This window comes from Siminovitchia jepli, assembly GCF_047228825.1.
Lineage (GTDB): Bacteria > Bacillota > Bacilli > Bacillales > Bacillaceae_C > Siminovitchia.
In genome coordinates this window covers 50,690-66,116 of the sequence record NZ_JBFEGN010000012.1, presented here as the reverse complement: position 1 = coordinate 66,116, position 15,427 = coordinate 50,690, and the positions used below count along the sequence as shown (strand labels likewise).

The following is a 15,427-nucleotide window of genomic DNA, read 5'->3' as shown; positions in this document are numbered from 1 at the left end:
CATCAGATTACACTCCATTTCCAGTAAATTTTTGGGAATTCAGGAATTTACTCGTTTGGAATACCGAGAGTATATATTCCTTCATAAACCCCTCCATTAAGTATAAAATGCGAATGTCATATAATGATTTTTAAATGATATCCATGGTAGTTATCTTCGATGCCGGTTACATTTTTTCCTTCTACAAAGGATGAAACCGAAAGATTTCTTTTCTTATTCAGTTGAACTGACTATAATAAGCATATATTTTTCCAATAAAGGAGCATCAGTCATGTTGAAAATGCTGTCCACGCAACTGACCGGCATATTTACCAAAATTAAAGAGAAAGAGGAATTCCCATTGGAAGACGGAGCGCGGCTTCTTGCCCAGGCAGTTATCGGGGAAGGTACCATCTATATTAAAGGGTTCGGCGAAATGGAAGGCGTTGCCATGGAAGCGCTCAATGGGCCCGAACCGATGAAAAAAACGAAAAAGCTGGAACAATTATCCCAAATGGCGCACACGGACAGAGTCATCCTTTTCACACGCCGATCAGACGATCAAGATGCGCTTTCCCTTGGGAAAGCACTTACAAAAAAAGGCATTCCATTTGTATCTGTTGCCGGTACGGCCAAAGAGGCAAACGAGTGTTTATCACAATGGGCCGAAATACATATCAATACTCACGTCACCAAGCCGATCCTTCCGGCTGAAGATGGAAGCCGCTTTTGTTTTCCTTCCTTATTTGCCGCTTTGTTTATTTATTACGGTATCAAATTCAACATGGACGAAATGCTGGACGAATATGAATAAAGCTGCCTTCATGATGCAGGCAGCTTTTTTAATCCAGCTAATTTTTTGCGGCTAATGCCGCTTGGATAAAACCGTGGAAGAGTGGCTGCGGCCTGGTTGGACGGGATGTGAACTCCGGATGGAATTGACTTGCGACAAACCATGGATGGTCGGCAATTTCAATGATTTCAACCAATTTTCCGTCAGGGCTGGTTCCCGAGAAAACAAAACCGGCTTTTTCCATCTGCTCCCTGTATGCATTGTTAAATTCATAGCGGTGGCGATGGCGCTCATAGACCAATTCTTCCTGATACATTTCGCGGGCATTTGTACCCTCCTGCAATTTGCACGGATACAATCCGAGCCGGAGCGTTCCGCCCAAATCTGCCAGCATGTCCTGGTCCGGAAGCAAATGAATGACCGGATGTGGGGTAGCCGGATTCATTTCGGATGAGTTTGCCGTTTCAAGCCCTAATACATTCCTCGCATATTCAATGGAGGCCAGCTGCATTCCAAGGCAAATGCCGAAAAACGGAACGTTGTTTTCACGGGCATATTGGATTGCTGCAAGCTTGCCATCGATGCCCCTGTCACCGAATCCGCCCGGAACAAGAATGCCGTCGCAATCTCCAAATGTTTCCGCCGCGTTTTCTTTCGTCACGTGTTCAGCGTTCAGCCATTTGATGTCAATCTCTGCATCAAATGCATATCCCGCATGTTTTAATGCTTCAACGACCGAAATATAGGCATCTTGGAGTTCAACATATTTTCCCACAAGGGCAATTTTTGCCGTTTTGGACAGGTTTTGTACTTTTTCGACAAGGAGTTTCCATTCCGCCATATCCGCTTCGTGGCAAACAATTTTTAAATGGTCACAAACGATTTGGTCCAAATGCTGCTCCTGCAAAGAAAGCGGAACGGAATAAAGAGTGCTCGCATCGCCGGCTTCGATCACCGCTTCTTTTTCGATGTCGCAGAACAAGGCAATTTTGTCCTTCATTTCCTGAGAAATCGGCATTTCTGTGCGCACGACTATGACGTTTGGCTGAATGCCGAGGCTGCGAAGTTCTTTTACACTATGCTGTGTCGGTTTTGTCTTCATTTCACCGGCAGCTTTAATATAAGGAACGAGCGTGCAATGAATATACATGACATTTTCCCGGCCCACATCATTTTTCATTTGCCGGATCGCTTCAAGAAATGGCAAAGATTCAATATCCCCGACTGTACCGCCAATTTCCGTGATGACTACATCTGCACCGGTTTTTTCGGCTGCCCGGAAGATACGGTCTTTAATTTCATTTGTAATATGCGGGATCACCTGGACCGTTCCGCCGTTATAATCCCCCCGGCGCTCTTTTCTGATGACTTCCGAGTAAATTTTTCCTGTCGTAATATTGCTGTATTGATTTAATTTAATATCGATAAACCGCTCATAATGTCCCAAATCCAAATCGGTTTCCGCTCCGTCTTCCGTCACAAAAACCTCTCCGTGCTGGTAAGGACTCATTGTGCCAGGATCCACGTTCAAATAAGGATCAAACTTTTGAATCGTCACATTCAGTCCGCGATTTTTCAAAAGGCGCCCGAGTGAGGCTGCCGTAATCCCTTTGCCAAGCGAGGAAACAACACCGCCTGTTATAAAAATATATTTAGACACAACTTTTCCTCCTTCATCCTTCCATATGTTTCTCCAAGCTGACTAAATAAAAAACGCCCCGCCACAAATTGTACGGGAGCGTTTATATTATGAGTATGTCCTTTTTCAAGGAGCCCAAATAAAATACTACCTATTGGGCGAAGAGAAGTCAAGTTAATTATTCTTCCTCTTCCTCTTCTAAATCGATGTCTTCCTCATCTTCATTTTCGAGGTCATAATCCTCATCTTCCAACAAGTCTTCATCGTCATATTCCGCTTCTTCTTCCTCCCGAAGCGCCTCAAGGCTTTCATCTTCTTCCAAATCTTCCTCTTCAAGGTCCACGTCGTAATCGAGGTCCTCTTCTTCCAAGTCAAGCAGCTCCTCGTCATCTTCAAAGGCCAGTTTTGCTTTCTTTTTCTTCTTCGGTTTGACAGGAGCAATGATTTCTTCATCTGCTTGATCAAACGGATACCACTCTTTAAGTCCCCAGCGATTTTCCCCCAATGCCAAAAAGCTCCCGTCCACATTTAAATCCGTATAAAATTGAAGCATCCGTGAACGCATTTCCTCATCCGAAAGCTGCAGATAGCTGGCAATTTCGGCAACCAATTCCTGAAATGGGAGAGCCTGCTTTTTTTCTTGCAACAAATACTGTGCAATTTCAATTAATGACATTTCTTCCCGCTCTTCCAACGTTAAACTTTGCAAGTTCAATCATCGCACAACCTTTCCCCTATATGTATTTAAAAGGCTCTCTGGGCCTTTGCGGTTGAAAATCCATACTCAACATTATAAACAAATATCTTTCGTTTATGCTACCCTTTTCGTTTTTATTTCTTATTTGCCAATTCACAAAAAGGACGTTTTAGCAGTGAAAATATCTCCCTTTTAAACCACACACACCAAAGAAAAAACATCCAGGCATCAATTGATGCATTGGATGTTACTTACCCGCTTCAGGCGGCTGTTCCTTAGGACCGGTTTCCTCATTATGGAATATGGGGCTTGAAAAGAGTCGGTATCCCAGATAAAACATGACTGCGGAAGCGGCCAGAAACGGAATTGCCCCAAGACGGCTTTGATATAAATAGTAACTGACGGCAATTACAATCAAATAGCCTAACACCTTGATCCCAAATTTCATGCACCCACATCCAGTCATGGAACAGTTTATATATTTATAATTTTATCCTGTTATACATTAAAAATCCAGAAACCCGACTACATATTTCTCCGATACTGGCCACCCACTTCGTACAATGCGTTTGTGATTTGCCCGAGGCTCGCCACTTTCACCGTCTCCATCAGTTCTGCAAAAATGTTGCCGCCCTTAATGGCCGTTTCTTTCAATCGTTTTAGTGCTGCTCCGGCCCGATCTTTATGTTCTTCGTGAAATTGCCGCAAATTTTGAATTTGCGTTTCTTTCTCTTCTTTCGTAGCGCGGGCCAGCTCCATACTATTTAATTCCTCTTCTGACGGCGGGTTTGGATTCAAATACGTGTTCACACCGATAATCGGCAGCTCCCCCGAGTGCTTGAGCATTTCATAATACATCGATTCCTCCTGAATTTTCCCGCGCTGGTATTGCGTCTCCATTGCACCGAGAACGCCGCCGCGGTCGTTCAGCCTTTCGAATTCTTTCAATACGGCTTCCTCCACAAGATCCGTCAGTTCTTCGATGATAAATGAGCCCTGAAGCGGATTTTCATTTTTGGAAAGTCCATGTTCCTTCGTAATGATCATTTGAATGGCCATTGCCCTGCGGACAGATTCCTCCGTCGGCGTTGTGATGGCTTCATCATACGCATTCGTATGAAGGGAATTGCAGTTGTCCTGCAGGGCCATTAATGCCTGAAGTGTTGTCCGGATATCATTGAAGTCAATCTCCTGGGCATGCAGCGATCTGCCGGATGTTTGCACGTGATATTTCAGCTTTTGACTCCGGTCATTCGCTCCATATTTTTCCCGCATGACGACCGCCCAAATCCGCCTGGCCACTCTCCCGATCACCGTATATTCGGGATCAAGGCCATTGGAGAAAAAGAAGGAAAGATTCGGTGCAAAGTCATCAATATGCATGCCGCGGCTCAAATAGTACTCTACATACGTAAAACCGTTTGCAAGCGTAAAGGCGAGCTGGGAAATCGGATTGGCCCCTGCTTCGGCAATATGGTACCCGGAAATCGATACGGAATAGTAATTTCTGACTTTATGGTCGATAAAATATTGCTGAATATCACCCATCATCCGCAGGGCAAATTCAGTCGAGAAGATGCATGTATTTTGCCCCTGGTCTTCTTTTAATATATCGGCTTGAACAGTGCCGCGGACAGTTTGCAATGTCCATGCCTTCACTTCTTCATATTCATCAGGGGTTAATTCTCTCCCTAGTTCCTTTTCTTTTTTTTCAATCTGTTGAGAGATCGCCGTATTCATAAACATAGCCAAAATAATCGGTGCGGGACCGTTAATCGTCATGGAAACAGAAGTAGTGGGAGCACATAAATCAAACCCGTCATACAGCTTCTTCATATCGTCGAGCGTACAAATGCTCACGCCGCTCTCGCCGACTTTTCCATAAATATCCGGGCGGTAATCCGGATCTTCCCCGTATAATGTCACCGAATCAAAAGCAGTGCTTAACCGCTTCGCCGGATCGCCTTTTGATAAATAATGAAAGCGGCGGTTCGTTCTTTCCGGCGTTCCTTCTCCGGCGAACTGGCGTTTCGGATCTTCTCCCTTGCGTTTAAACGGAAACACTCCTGCTGTATAAGGGAAGGAACCGGGTACATTTTCTTTATACACCCATCTTAAAATTTCTCCGTAATCTTCATATTTCGGAAGAACTACCTTCGGAATGGACAGACCGGACAAGCTTGTTACAGTCAGCTCGGTGACAATTTCTTTATCCCGTATTTTCGTGACAAATTTCTCTCCGGCATACGCCTCCTTTTTCTTTTCCCATGAATCAAGGATATCCTTCGATTCCGGTGTCAGCTGCTTTTCCGTTTCTTCTTTTAATTTTTGGAGGGCAGCCAGCGCTTCGTCATTGGTCTCCCGGTCTTTTAAAGCGGCAATCGCTCCTTCTATCTGGAACAGCTTCCGGGCAATACGGACCTGGTTTTTCGCTGCTTTATGGTAACGGCGGACCGTATCGGAAATTTCCCGCAAGTAATGCTGCCTGCTGACCGGAATGATGACGTCTTTCTTTTCCACTTTTTCGGAAACGGAAAAAGACGTCTGCCAACCGGTGCCCATTTTTTCGTTAATTTTCTCAATTAATGCGGCAAATAAAGCATTCGTACCCGGATCATTAAATTGGCTCGCAATCGTCCCGTATACGGGCATCTCTTCCAAATCTTGGTCAAATAACATATGGCTGCGCTGATATTGTTTGCGCACCTGATTCAGTGCATCCTCCGAGCTCTTTTTCTCAAACTTGTTAATAGCGACAAGATCGGCAAAATCGATCATATCAATTTTTTCCAGCTGGGTTGGTGCCCCGAATTCACTCGTCATAACATACATCGATACATCGCTGATTTCGCGAATTTCCGCATCGCCTTGCCCGATCCCGCTCGTTTCAACAATCACAAGGTCCACTCCGGATGCCTTCACAACGTTAATGGCATCTTTAATGGCATGGGACAGTTCGTTCTTCGACCCTCTTGTCGCAAAGCTTCTCATATAGATTCGCGGCGAAAAGATCGCGTTCATGCGAATGCGGTCACCCAAAAGCGCACCGCCGGTTTTTTGTTTGGTCGGGTCCACGGACAGAATGGCGGCCTTTTTCTCAGGAATGTCATGAAGAAACCGGCGAATCAGCTCATCCGTCAATGAACTTTTTCCCGCGCCGCCCGTCCCTGTTATACCAAGAACAGGGACATTTCGGGCCAGCCGTTTTATCTCTGAAAATATTTCTTCGTATGTGCCCGATTCAGGTTCCAGTACCCTATGTTCGGCGATGGAAATCAGTTTGGAGGCCGCCGCCATGTCCCCGGACTGTAATTTTTCAATTTCCTCTGACGGCGTTTCGGCAATCGTCGGGAAATCACATTCTTGCAGCATCAGATTGATCATTCCCTGGAGGCCAAGTTCCCGGCCGTCATCCGGAGAAAAAATCCTGGCGATCCCGTAATCATGCAATTCCTTTATTTCACGGGGAATGATCACACCGCCCCCGCCGCCATATATCCGAATATGGGATGCTCCTTTTTCCTTTAATAAATCATACATATATTTAAAGTATTCGACATGCCCCCCTTGATAGGAAGAGATGGCAATCCCCTGAACATCTTCTTGAATCGCAGCGTGCACGACTTCCTTGGCAGAGCGGTTATGGCCCAAATGAATGACTTCCGCACCGCTTGATTGCAAAATTCTCCGCATAATGTTGATGGAAGCATCATGCCCGTCAAACAAACTGGAGGCCGTGACGAATCGCACATGATTTTTCGGCCTGTATATTTCGGTCACCGTATTCATTGTTCTCCTCCCACTTCCATTCGTTTCTTGAATCCGTTCATTCCCGAAAAAAGCAAATCTGTCTGGAGTTCAATGTACTCATCAATCGAACACGTTTTTTGCAAGGCCCAGCGGCGAAATCCCCACATTTGTCCTTGGACAAAAATATTGTGGGCCAGCAATTGCTGCTGCTCTTTATTGATGTCCAGCTCCCCGTTTTCAACGCAGCGCCGGATCAGCTCCTCAAACATCCCGACCATTTCCAGCTCTTTTTTCAACACATACGCTAGCGCCCCGTTTGTTAACGATTTTGCCTCCTGGTACATGACGAGCACTTCATCCTGCATCTCATCCACGATGCGAAAATAATGTTCAATCCCCATTTTCAGGCATTCAAGGGTGCCCGCTTTCAAGTCAATGCTGCAAAACCGCTCCTTCACCTGCTCATATATGCTGTCACAAACGAGAAACAGTACATCTTCCTTCGTCCTGATATATTCATAGAGGGTACCGATGCTAAAACCTGCCGCCTTGGCAATTTCCCTCGTTGTCGTCCTATGAAAACCTTTTTGTTTAAAAAGGGAAACAGCACCGCGGATCATCTGGTTTCTCCTCTTTTCAATCAATTGCTCATCTTTTACGGACGCCTGTATGTTTCTTTTTACGCTCAACTGCCGCTCCACCTTCTTTCCCGCTCTAAAAAATTACTTCGTCACCATTCTGGAAATGACAAGCCTTTGAATTTCTTGTGTTCCTTCGTATATTTGGGTAATTTTTGCATCACGCATATATCGTTCGACCGGATAGTCTTTCGTGTACCCGTAGCCGCCGAAAATTTGCACCGCTTCCGTTGTTACTTTCATGGCCGTGTCCCCGGCCATCAGCTTGGACATGGCCGATTCTTTTCCATAAGGCAATCCTTCGGACTCCAACCAGGCGGCCTGGTAGGTTAATAGACGGGAAGCTTCAATGGCTGTCACCATATCGGCCAACTTGAAAGAGATGGCCTGGTTGTCGGCAATCGGCCTGCCGAATTGCTTCCGCTCCTTGGCATAGGCAAGTGCGGCATCCAAAGCTCCCTGTGCAATGCCGACAGCTTGGGCAGCGATCCCGTTTCTGCCGCCATCCAGCGTCATCATCGCAATTTTGAACCCTTGCCCAACTTCGCCGAGCCGATTTTTCTTGGGAACTTTACAATCTTCAAAGATGATTTCAGTCGTCGGAGAGGAGCGGATCCCGAGCTTTTTTTCCTTTTTGCCGACGGCAAATCCTTCAAAGTCCTTTTCGATGATAAAAGCGGTGGAACTCCGTTTATCGTTCGGATCCGTTAATGCAAATACAACATAAATATCCGCGATGCCGCCGTTCGTAATAAAAATTTTCGAGCCGTTCAGTATATAATAGTCCCCGTCATCGCGCGCCGTTGTTTTCATTGCCCCCGCATCCGAACCCGAGCCCGGCTCCGTCAATCCATAAGCACCTATTTTCGTTCCTTCCGCCATTGGCTTCAAATACGTTTGTTTTTGCTCCTCCGTCCCAAACTTGTAGATCGGCCAGCCCGCCAGCGACGTATGGGCGGAAAGTGTCACGCCAGTAGATGCACAGACACGGGATAATTCTTCCACCGCGATGCAATAAGCCAAATAGTCACTGCCGATCCCGCCATAAGATTCCGGCCAAGGAATACCTGTTAATCCGAGGCCGGCCATTTTTTCAAATATCTCCATATCAAAGCGTTCTTCTTCATCACGTTTCGCGGCTGTCGGTTCCACTTCGTTTACTGCAAAATCACGCACCATTTTCCGAATCATTTCATGCTCTTCGCTCAACTTAAAATTCATCCAAACCACTCCCCTAGTTCAACAAATGTTTACTGATCACCATTTTTTGAATTTCGCTCGTGCCCTCGTATATTTCCGTGACTTTCGCATCCCTGAAATACCTTTCGGCCGGATAGTCTTTCGTATAGCCGTAGCCGCCAAAAATCTGCACAGCCTCGATCGCCGTGTCTACCGCTGTTTTGGATGCGAACAGCTTTGCCATCGATACCTCTTTGACACATGGTTCACCGGATGCGCACATCGCAGCCGCCCTGTATACGAGCAGTCTTGCACTTTCAACATTCGTCGCCATGTCAGCGAGTTTAAAGGCAACCCCTTGCTGTTCGGCGATCTGCTTTCCGAACTGTTTTCTTTCCTTTGCGTATTCGGCTGCGGCTTCCAGCGCCGCTTCCGCGATACCGAGCGCTTGGGCGGCGATGCCGATGCGCCCGATATTTAAGTTGGACAGGGCAACTTTAAAGCCCATCCCCTCATCACCGAGCATATTTTCTGCCGGAACCTTCATGTCGTCAAACGTGATGGCAACCGTCCGGGATCCGTTCAGCCCCATCTTTTTCTCATCCTTTCCGATCACAAGACCCGGCGTGTCTTTGTCGACTATAAATGCCGAAATGCCGCGTTTTCCAAGTGCCGGATCCGTCACGGCGAACACGATATAGATGTCGGCTTCCCCGCCGTTCGTAATAAACACTTTGGATCCGTTGATGATAAATTCATCGCCCTTTCGGACCGCGCTTGTTTTGATGGCGCCCGCATCCGAGCCCGCACCCGGCTCCGTCAGGCAGAAAGCGGCGAGCGCCTGGCCTGCCGCCAGCTTTTCCACATATCTTTCCTTTTGTTCTTCTGTCCCAAATTTCAATATCGGGTTTGTACCGACGGATGTATGGACCGACAAAATGACCCCAACCGTTGCACTTACTTTGGAAAGCTCATGAATGGCGATAATGTAGGAGATAAAATCCATACCCGCGCCGCCGTACTGCTCCGGTACTGTAATGCCCATCAATCCCAGTTCGCCCATTTTATTCAAAATGGCACGCGGAAACTTTCCGGCTTCCATTTCCTCGATTACCGGCGTGATTTCGTTCTTTGCAAACTCGCGAACCATGTCCCTCATCATCAATTGCTCTTCAGTAAATCGAAGGTCCATGCCCTAACCTCCCCTGTTGTCATGTGTTACTCATACATATAAAAACCGCGGCCGGCTTTCTTTCCAAGCCAGCCGGCTTTTACATATTTTCTTAATAATGGGCATGGTCGGTATTTATCATCCCCAAACCCTTCATGAAGCGTTTCCATAATGTACAGGCAGGTGTCAAGCCCGATAAAATCCGCGAGCGTGAGCGGTCCCATCGGATGATTCATGCCGAGTTTCATCACTTCATCAATCGCTTCTTTCGTCGCCACTCCTTCATACAATGTGTAGATCGCTTCATTGATCATCGGCATGAGCACCCTGTTAGAAACAAATCCCGGGAAATCGTTCACTTCCACAGGCACCTTGCTCAACGATTTTGTCATGTTTTCAATCGCCTGGTACACTTCATCTTCCGTGGCAAGCCCGCGAATAATTTCAACGAGTTTCATAACAGGTACGGGATTCATAAAATGCATGCCGATCACTTTTCCGGGCCTCTTTGTTGCAGCAGCAATTTCCGTAATGGGAAGTGATGACGTATTGGATGCCAAAATGGCATGCTCCGGGGCATACTGATCCAGCGTTTCAAAAATGCGTGTCTTAATTTCCATGTTTTCAACGGCTGCTTCGATGGCAATATCTGCCTGTTCTGCATCCTTTAAATCAGTGGAGATGATGAACCGCTCCAAAATGCTCTTTTTCTCGCTTTCTGTCATTCTTTCTTTTTTCACTTGGCGATCCAGGTTTTTCCGGATAACATCAAGTCCTTTTTCCACAATATCTTCCTGTAAATCATTCAGATATACCTGATACCCTGCCTGCGCACATACTTGGGCGATCCCCGAGCCCATTTGTCCTGCTCCCACCACTAATACGTTTCGAATTTCCATCGTTTCTCCTCCCTCAGTTTGATTTCGGAACTTCAATCATGACGGCATCTCCCTGGCCGCCCCCGGAACAAATCGAAGCGATGCCGGTTCCTCCGCCGCGCCGTTTTAATTCGTATGCAAGTGTTAAAATAATCCGGGTGCCGCTTGCGCCGATCGGATGTCCCAGGGCCACCGCGCCGCCGTTAACGTTAATTTTTTCATTGTCCAAGCCGGCAATTTTTCCGCTTGTCAAGGCAACGGCCGCAAATGCTTCATTAATTTCAAACAGGTCGATCTCCTCCGGGGTTTTCCCCGTTTTTTCCAGCAGCTTATTAATGACGAGTCCCGGTGTCTGCGGAAAATGTTGGGATTCGACAGCAATTTCCGCATGGCCGACAATATAGGCGAGCGGTTCTTTTCCTTCCCGTTTTGCCCGTTCTTCGTTCATTACCACAACCGCTGCCGCACCATCATTTACTCCAGGGGCATTCCCTGCCGTAATGGTTCCGTCCTTGTCAAACGCAGGCTTCAATTTGGCGAGTTTCTCAAGCGTTGTATCTTTTCTCGGCGCTTCATCTCTTGCAACGACCACCGGTTCGCCTTTTCGCTGCGGGATCTCAACAGGAACAATTTCCTCGTCAAGCATGCCGTTTTCAATTGCTGCCAGCGCCCGTTTATGGCTCCTGAGCGCCCACTCATCCTGCGCTTCTCTTGTTATGTCAAATTCCTTCGCAGTATGATTTCCGTAGGTTCCCATGTGAACTCCGGCAAACGAGCAGGTCAAACCGTCATGGGTCATCAAATCAACCAATGCGGCGTCGCCCATTTTATAGCCCCACCGTGCTTGGGGAAGGATATAGGGGGCATTCGACATGGACTCCATTCCTCCGGCCACGATCACTTCTTCATCACCCGCCCGGATGATCTGATCAGCCAGCGTAACCGCCCTCATGCCTGATGCACACACTTTATTGATCGTTTCTGTTTTTACTTCCCACGGAATTCCCGCCTTCCTTGCTGCCTGTCTCGATGGAATTTGTCCTTGTCCGCCCTGCAGCACCGTTCCGAGTATGACCTCCTCGACTTCTTCAGGCTTTACACCCGCACGCAGCATGGCTTCCTTAACGGCGATTCCCCCAAGATCCGCTGCCGTCAAGGAACTGAGTGCTCCTCCAAATTTTCCGAATGGCGTGCGTGCTCCCGCAACAATTACTGACCTCGTCATCATTCCCTCTCCTTTATTCGTATTCTGTTAATTTAAGAATATATAAAAGTATAAAGCGCTTCCAGTAAATTGACTGAACGCTCGCTCGGAAAAGGGCCCAAGGGAAGGTGCTTCAGTGGGCTGAAGCACCTTGACCATTAACAAGCCTCTTCTTTCCCTTCCCCGCAGACCGCTTTTTCAAGCAATTCTGCCACATCGTATGTCTTTACGGTATCCTCTACTTCCTTCGCTTTCGTTCCGTCCGACAGCATTGTTAAACAGTACGGACAACCCGAGCTGATGACAGAAGGATCGGTTGCCAGCGCTTGTTCCGTCCTGGCCACGTTGATGCGCTGGCCTGTATCTTCCTCCATCCACATCAATCCGCCGCCGGCGCCGCAGCACATGCCGTTTTCCCGGTTGCGCTCTATTTCCACAAATGTCACTCCGGGGATCGATTTTAAAATTTCACGCGGCGGGTCATACACTTCGTTATATCTTCCCAAATAACACGAATCATGGAAAGTAATTTTTTCATTCACTTCATGAGTTGGTTTTAGCCGGCCCTCTTTTATGAGCCGGGCAAGCAATTCGGTATGATGATATACTTCCGCTTTGAGGCCAAAATCCGGATATTCGTTTTTAAAAATATTGTATGCATGCGGGTCAATCGTGACGATTTTTTGCACATTATTTTTCTCGAATTCTTTTATATTGGCGGCAGCCAATTCCTGGAACAGAAATTCGTTTCCGAGACGGCGCGGCGTATCGCCGGAATTTTTCTCCTTGTTGCCCAGTATGGCAAACTTGACGCCGGCTTCATTCAGCAGTTTGGCAAAAGACAGAGCAATTTTCTGGCTTCTGTTGTCAAAGGCCCCCATTGAGCCGACCCAAAGCAGGTATTCGAATTCCTCCCCTGCTTTCTTCAATTCTTTCACTGTCGGTACGTGTACATCATCGCGGAGTTCACGCCAGTTTTCTTTTTCTTTTCGGTTCAGCCCCCAAGGATTTCCTTGCCGTTCAATGTTTTGCATCGCCCTTTGCGCGTCGGGATTCATTTTTCCCTCCGTTAAAACGAGATAGCGGCGCATATCGATAATGTGGCTTACATGCTTGTTCATGACCGGACACTGGTCTTCACAGTTTCGGCACGTCGTGCATGCCCACAGCTCTTCTTCCGTAATAATGTCTCCAATCATGCTTGGCTCGTAATCCAATGCAGCAGCCGCTTCCCCGGCGCCTTTACCTGCGCCTGCCTTTGCAATTCTGTTTCCAAAAGTATTGGCAAATGCATATGCCGGCACCCAAGGCTGCTTTCTTGTAACGGCTGCCCCATAATTCGTTAAGTGGTCACGCAGCTTAATCATGATGTCCATCGGCGACAGCATTTTCCCTGTGCCTGTTGCCGGACACATGTTTGTACAGCGGCCGCACTCCACGCAGGCATATAGATCGAGCAGTTGAAGATCTGTAAATTCATCAATTTTTCCGACACCGAATGATTCAGCCGACTCATCTTCAAAATCAATCGGTTTCAGCCTGGTTTCGCCGTCAAGCGGTTCCAGGTACACATTTGCGGGACCGGCAATTAAATGGGCATGCTTGGACTGCGGAACATATACCAAAAAGGCCAGTAAGATGAGCAAGTGCACCCACCATGCCGCATAAAAAACAACTGCAGCCGAAAACGGGCTCATCCATCCAAATAAAGCCGCAATGCCTGACGCAACGGGTTCTGTCCATCCAAGGCTTTCACCTTGCCAAATGAGGGCCATGCCGTTTCCCAGAAGGACGGAAAGCATCAGTCCGCCAATAAAAAGCAATACAAGTCCTGCATAAAACCCGCGTTTTAAACGGACAAGCTTTTCAATATAGCGGCGGTAAAATGCCCAGACAACCGCCACCAAAATGACGAGCGTGACAATTTCCTGGAAAAATGTAAATCCGGGATAAAGGGGGCCAAGCGGAAGATGGGAGCCCGGAACGAGCCCTTTCCAAATAAAGTCGATTGCCCCAAATTGCACGAGAATGAATCCGTAAAAAAACATAACATGAATCATGCCGCTTTTTTTATCTTTTAAAAGCTTTTTTTGTCCAAACACGTACGTCCAAATATTTTTGAGCCTGGCCTTGACATCACGATCAAACTCTTCTTTTTTTCCCAGTTTAATAAACTGGATTCGTGTCCTTACAACATAGGCAAACAAATAAATACCGTAAGCGGTTACGAGCAAAAAGGCTATCCAGTTCAACAGCAGCAATCCATCCATATTGGTTTGCGCCCCCTTTTCATCTATTTTCAAACCGGCATTGTTTCGAACGTTATTACTACCATTATATAATGAATGAGCATTCAGTCAAGACGAAAGCGGTTGCGATTTTCGGGAAATTCGTTCTTTTTTTAAGAAAAGCCGCCCGAATCGGACAGCTTTCAGCTTCTTTTCCCCATTCTCCTTCGTATTAAAATGGCGGCGAACACCGGGGCACCGATCAGCGCGGTAATCACCCCAATCGGAAGCTCTGCAGGCTCGATGATGATTCTTGCCACAAGGTCGGCCAGGATCAGGAAAGCGGCGCCCGCCAAAACAGAAAGCGGGAGCAAATGTTTATGATCCGGACCCCATAAAATTCTCACCAGATGCGGAATGACCAGACCGACAAAACCGATTGTCCCCGACACTGCAACAGCGGCACCCGTCAAAACTGAACTGGAAGCCAGGACGGCAATTTTTCTTGAGCCTACATTGACGCCAAGTTGTTTGGCCCGCTCTTCGCCAAAAGCGATCGCATTCAGCTCACGGGCGTTCCAAAACAGAATGCAGCTGCCGATCAGTAAAAACGGCAACATAATTTGAACGAAGCTCCAGCCCCTCATCGAAACACTTCCCAAAAGCCAGCCGATGATTTGGCGCAGCTCCTCTCCGGATAAAGCAATCATTAATGAGATGACGGCACCGAGGAAAGAGCTGAAAATGATCCCCGTCAATATAATCGTTTCCACTTTCATCGTTCTGTCAATGCTTCGCGCAAAAAAAAGCACCAAAATGATTGTAATAAATGCGCAAGCAATACTTAAGAGCGGCAACGTGTACATGCCCGCCAACGGCAGGGATAATTGATAAAAAATCGTAACGACCGCGCCGACAGAAGCGCCCGATGAAACACCAAGCGTATAAGGATCCGCCAGCGGATTGCGCAACAGGCCTTGAAAAGCAGCTCCGGCAATGGCCAAAGATGCTCCCACCAGTCCCGCCAGCACAACACGGGGCAAGCGTATATTCATGACAATATTCATATACATCGGATCAGACTGAACTTCGATCGGCAGCCGGAAAGCTTCACTGCCGATAATGCGGGCAACATCCATGATGGGCACCTTTACGGAACCCGTTGAAATGCCGGCCAGCATTGCAGCAATCAGCAGCCCGGCAGCTGTTATATAAGGAAAAAGCGGCCTATTCTTTGAAAACATCCGGGTAAACAGCCTTCGCAAGCTCCT

Annotated in this window: 12 protein-coding genes; 1 reads left to right on the top strand and 11 read right to left on the bottom strand. The window is 47.3% G+C overall.

The genetic code is table 11. The annotated features are described in order from the left end of the window. The first annotated feature begins 271 nt into the window (after positions 1-271). Positions 272-793, top strand: a complete 522-nt coding sequence (locus AB1L08_RS07420; RefSeq protein WP_413064030.1) for a DUF2529 domain-containing protein — start codon at positions 272-274, stop codon at positions 791-793. 37 nt (positions 794-830) lie between these two features. On the opposite strand, the gene pyrG is transcribed toward AB1L08_RS07420, so the two are convergent. The 11 genes from pyrG to AB1L08_RS07365 form a co-directional block, all read right to left on the bottom strand. Then, positions 831-2,432: a CTP synthase gene (gene pyrG / locus AB1L08_RS07415; protein WP_413064029.1), complete on the bottom strand. Its 1,602-nt coding sequence runs from the start codon at positions 2,430-2,432 to the stop codon at positions 831-833. 157 nt (positions 2,433-2,589) lie between these two features. Next, positions 2,590-3,126 carry a DNA-directed RNA polymerase subunit delta gene (gene rpoE, locus AB1L08_RS07410; RefSeq protein ID WP_413064028.1) on the bottom strand — a complete coding sequence of 179 codons (537 nt, stop codon included), beginning with the start codon at positions 3,124-3,126 and terminating at the stop codon, positions 2,590-2,592. Positions 3,127-3,355: 229 nt separating this feature from the next. Further along, positions 3,356-3,556 (bottom strand): hypothetical protein, encoded by a 201-nt coding sequence (locus tag AB1L08_RS07405; protein ID WP_413064027.1) that lies wholly within the window; start codon positions 3,554-3,556, stop codon positions 3,356-3,358. Positions 3,557-3,633: 77 nt separating this feature from the next. Next, entirely contained in the window at positions 3,634-6,888 is a 3,255-nt protein-coding gene (gene icmF / locus AB1L08_RS07400) for a fused isobutyryl-CoA mutase/GTPase IcmF (protein WP_413064034.1), read from the bottom strand. 5 nt (positions 6,889-6,893) lie between these two features. Further along, a complete protein-coding gene (locus AB1L08_RS07395) occupies positions 6,894-7,547 on the bottom strand; it encodes a TetR/AcrR family transcriptional regulator (RefSeq protein ID WP_413064026.1) in 654 nt (217 codons plus the stop codon). A gap of 33 nt (positions 7,548-7,580) precedes the next feature. Continuing rightward, positions 7,581-8,717: an acyl-CoA dehydrogenase gene (locus tag AB1L08_RS07390; protein WP_413064025.1), complete on the bottom strand. Its 1,137-nt coding sequence runs from the start codon at positions 8,715-8,717 to the stop codon at positions 7,581-7,583. A gap of 13 nt (positions 8,718-8,730) precedes the next feature. Further along, positions 8,731-9,867 carry an acyl-CoA dehydrogenase gene (locus tag AB1L08_RS07385; protein WP_413064024.1) on the bottom strand — a complete coding sequence of 379 codons (1,137 nt, stop codon included), beginning with the start codon at positions 9,865-9,867 and terminating at the stop codon, positions 8,731-8,733. A 26-nt stretch (positions 9,868-9,893) separates the two neighbouring features. After that, positions 9,894-10,745, bottom strand: coding sequence for a 3-hydroxybutyryl-CoA dehydrogenase (locus AB1L08_RS07380; protein ID WP_413064023.1), 852 nt, complete (start codon positions 10,743-10,745; stop codon positions 9,894-9,896). A gap of 13 nt (positions 10,746-10,758) precedes the next feature. Next, complete coding sequence (locus tag AB1L08_RS07375; RefSeq protein ID WP_413064022.1) at positions 10,759-11,949, bottom strand: acetyl-CoA C-acetyltransferase; 1,191 nt, start codon at positions 11,947-11,949, stop codon at positions 10,759-10,761. Between the two features lie 137 nt (positions 11,950-12,086). Next, on the bottom strand, positions 12,087-14,198 hold the full coding sequence (locus AB1L08_RS07370; RefSeq protein ID WP_413064021.1) for a heterodisulfide reductase-related iron-sulfur binding cluster: 2,112 nt from the start codon (positions 14,196-14,198) through the stop codon (positions 12,087-12,089). 161 nt (positions 14,199-14,359) lie between these two features. Further along, positions 14,360-15,421: a FecCD family ABC transporter permease gene (locus tag AB1L08_RS07365; protein ID WP_413064020.1), complete on the bottom strand. Its 1,062-nt coding sequence runs from the start codon at positions 15,419-15,421 to the stop codon at positions 14,360-14,362. Between the last annotated feature and the right edge of the window lie 6 nt (positions 15,422-15,427).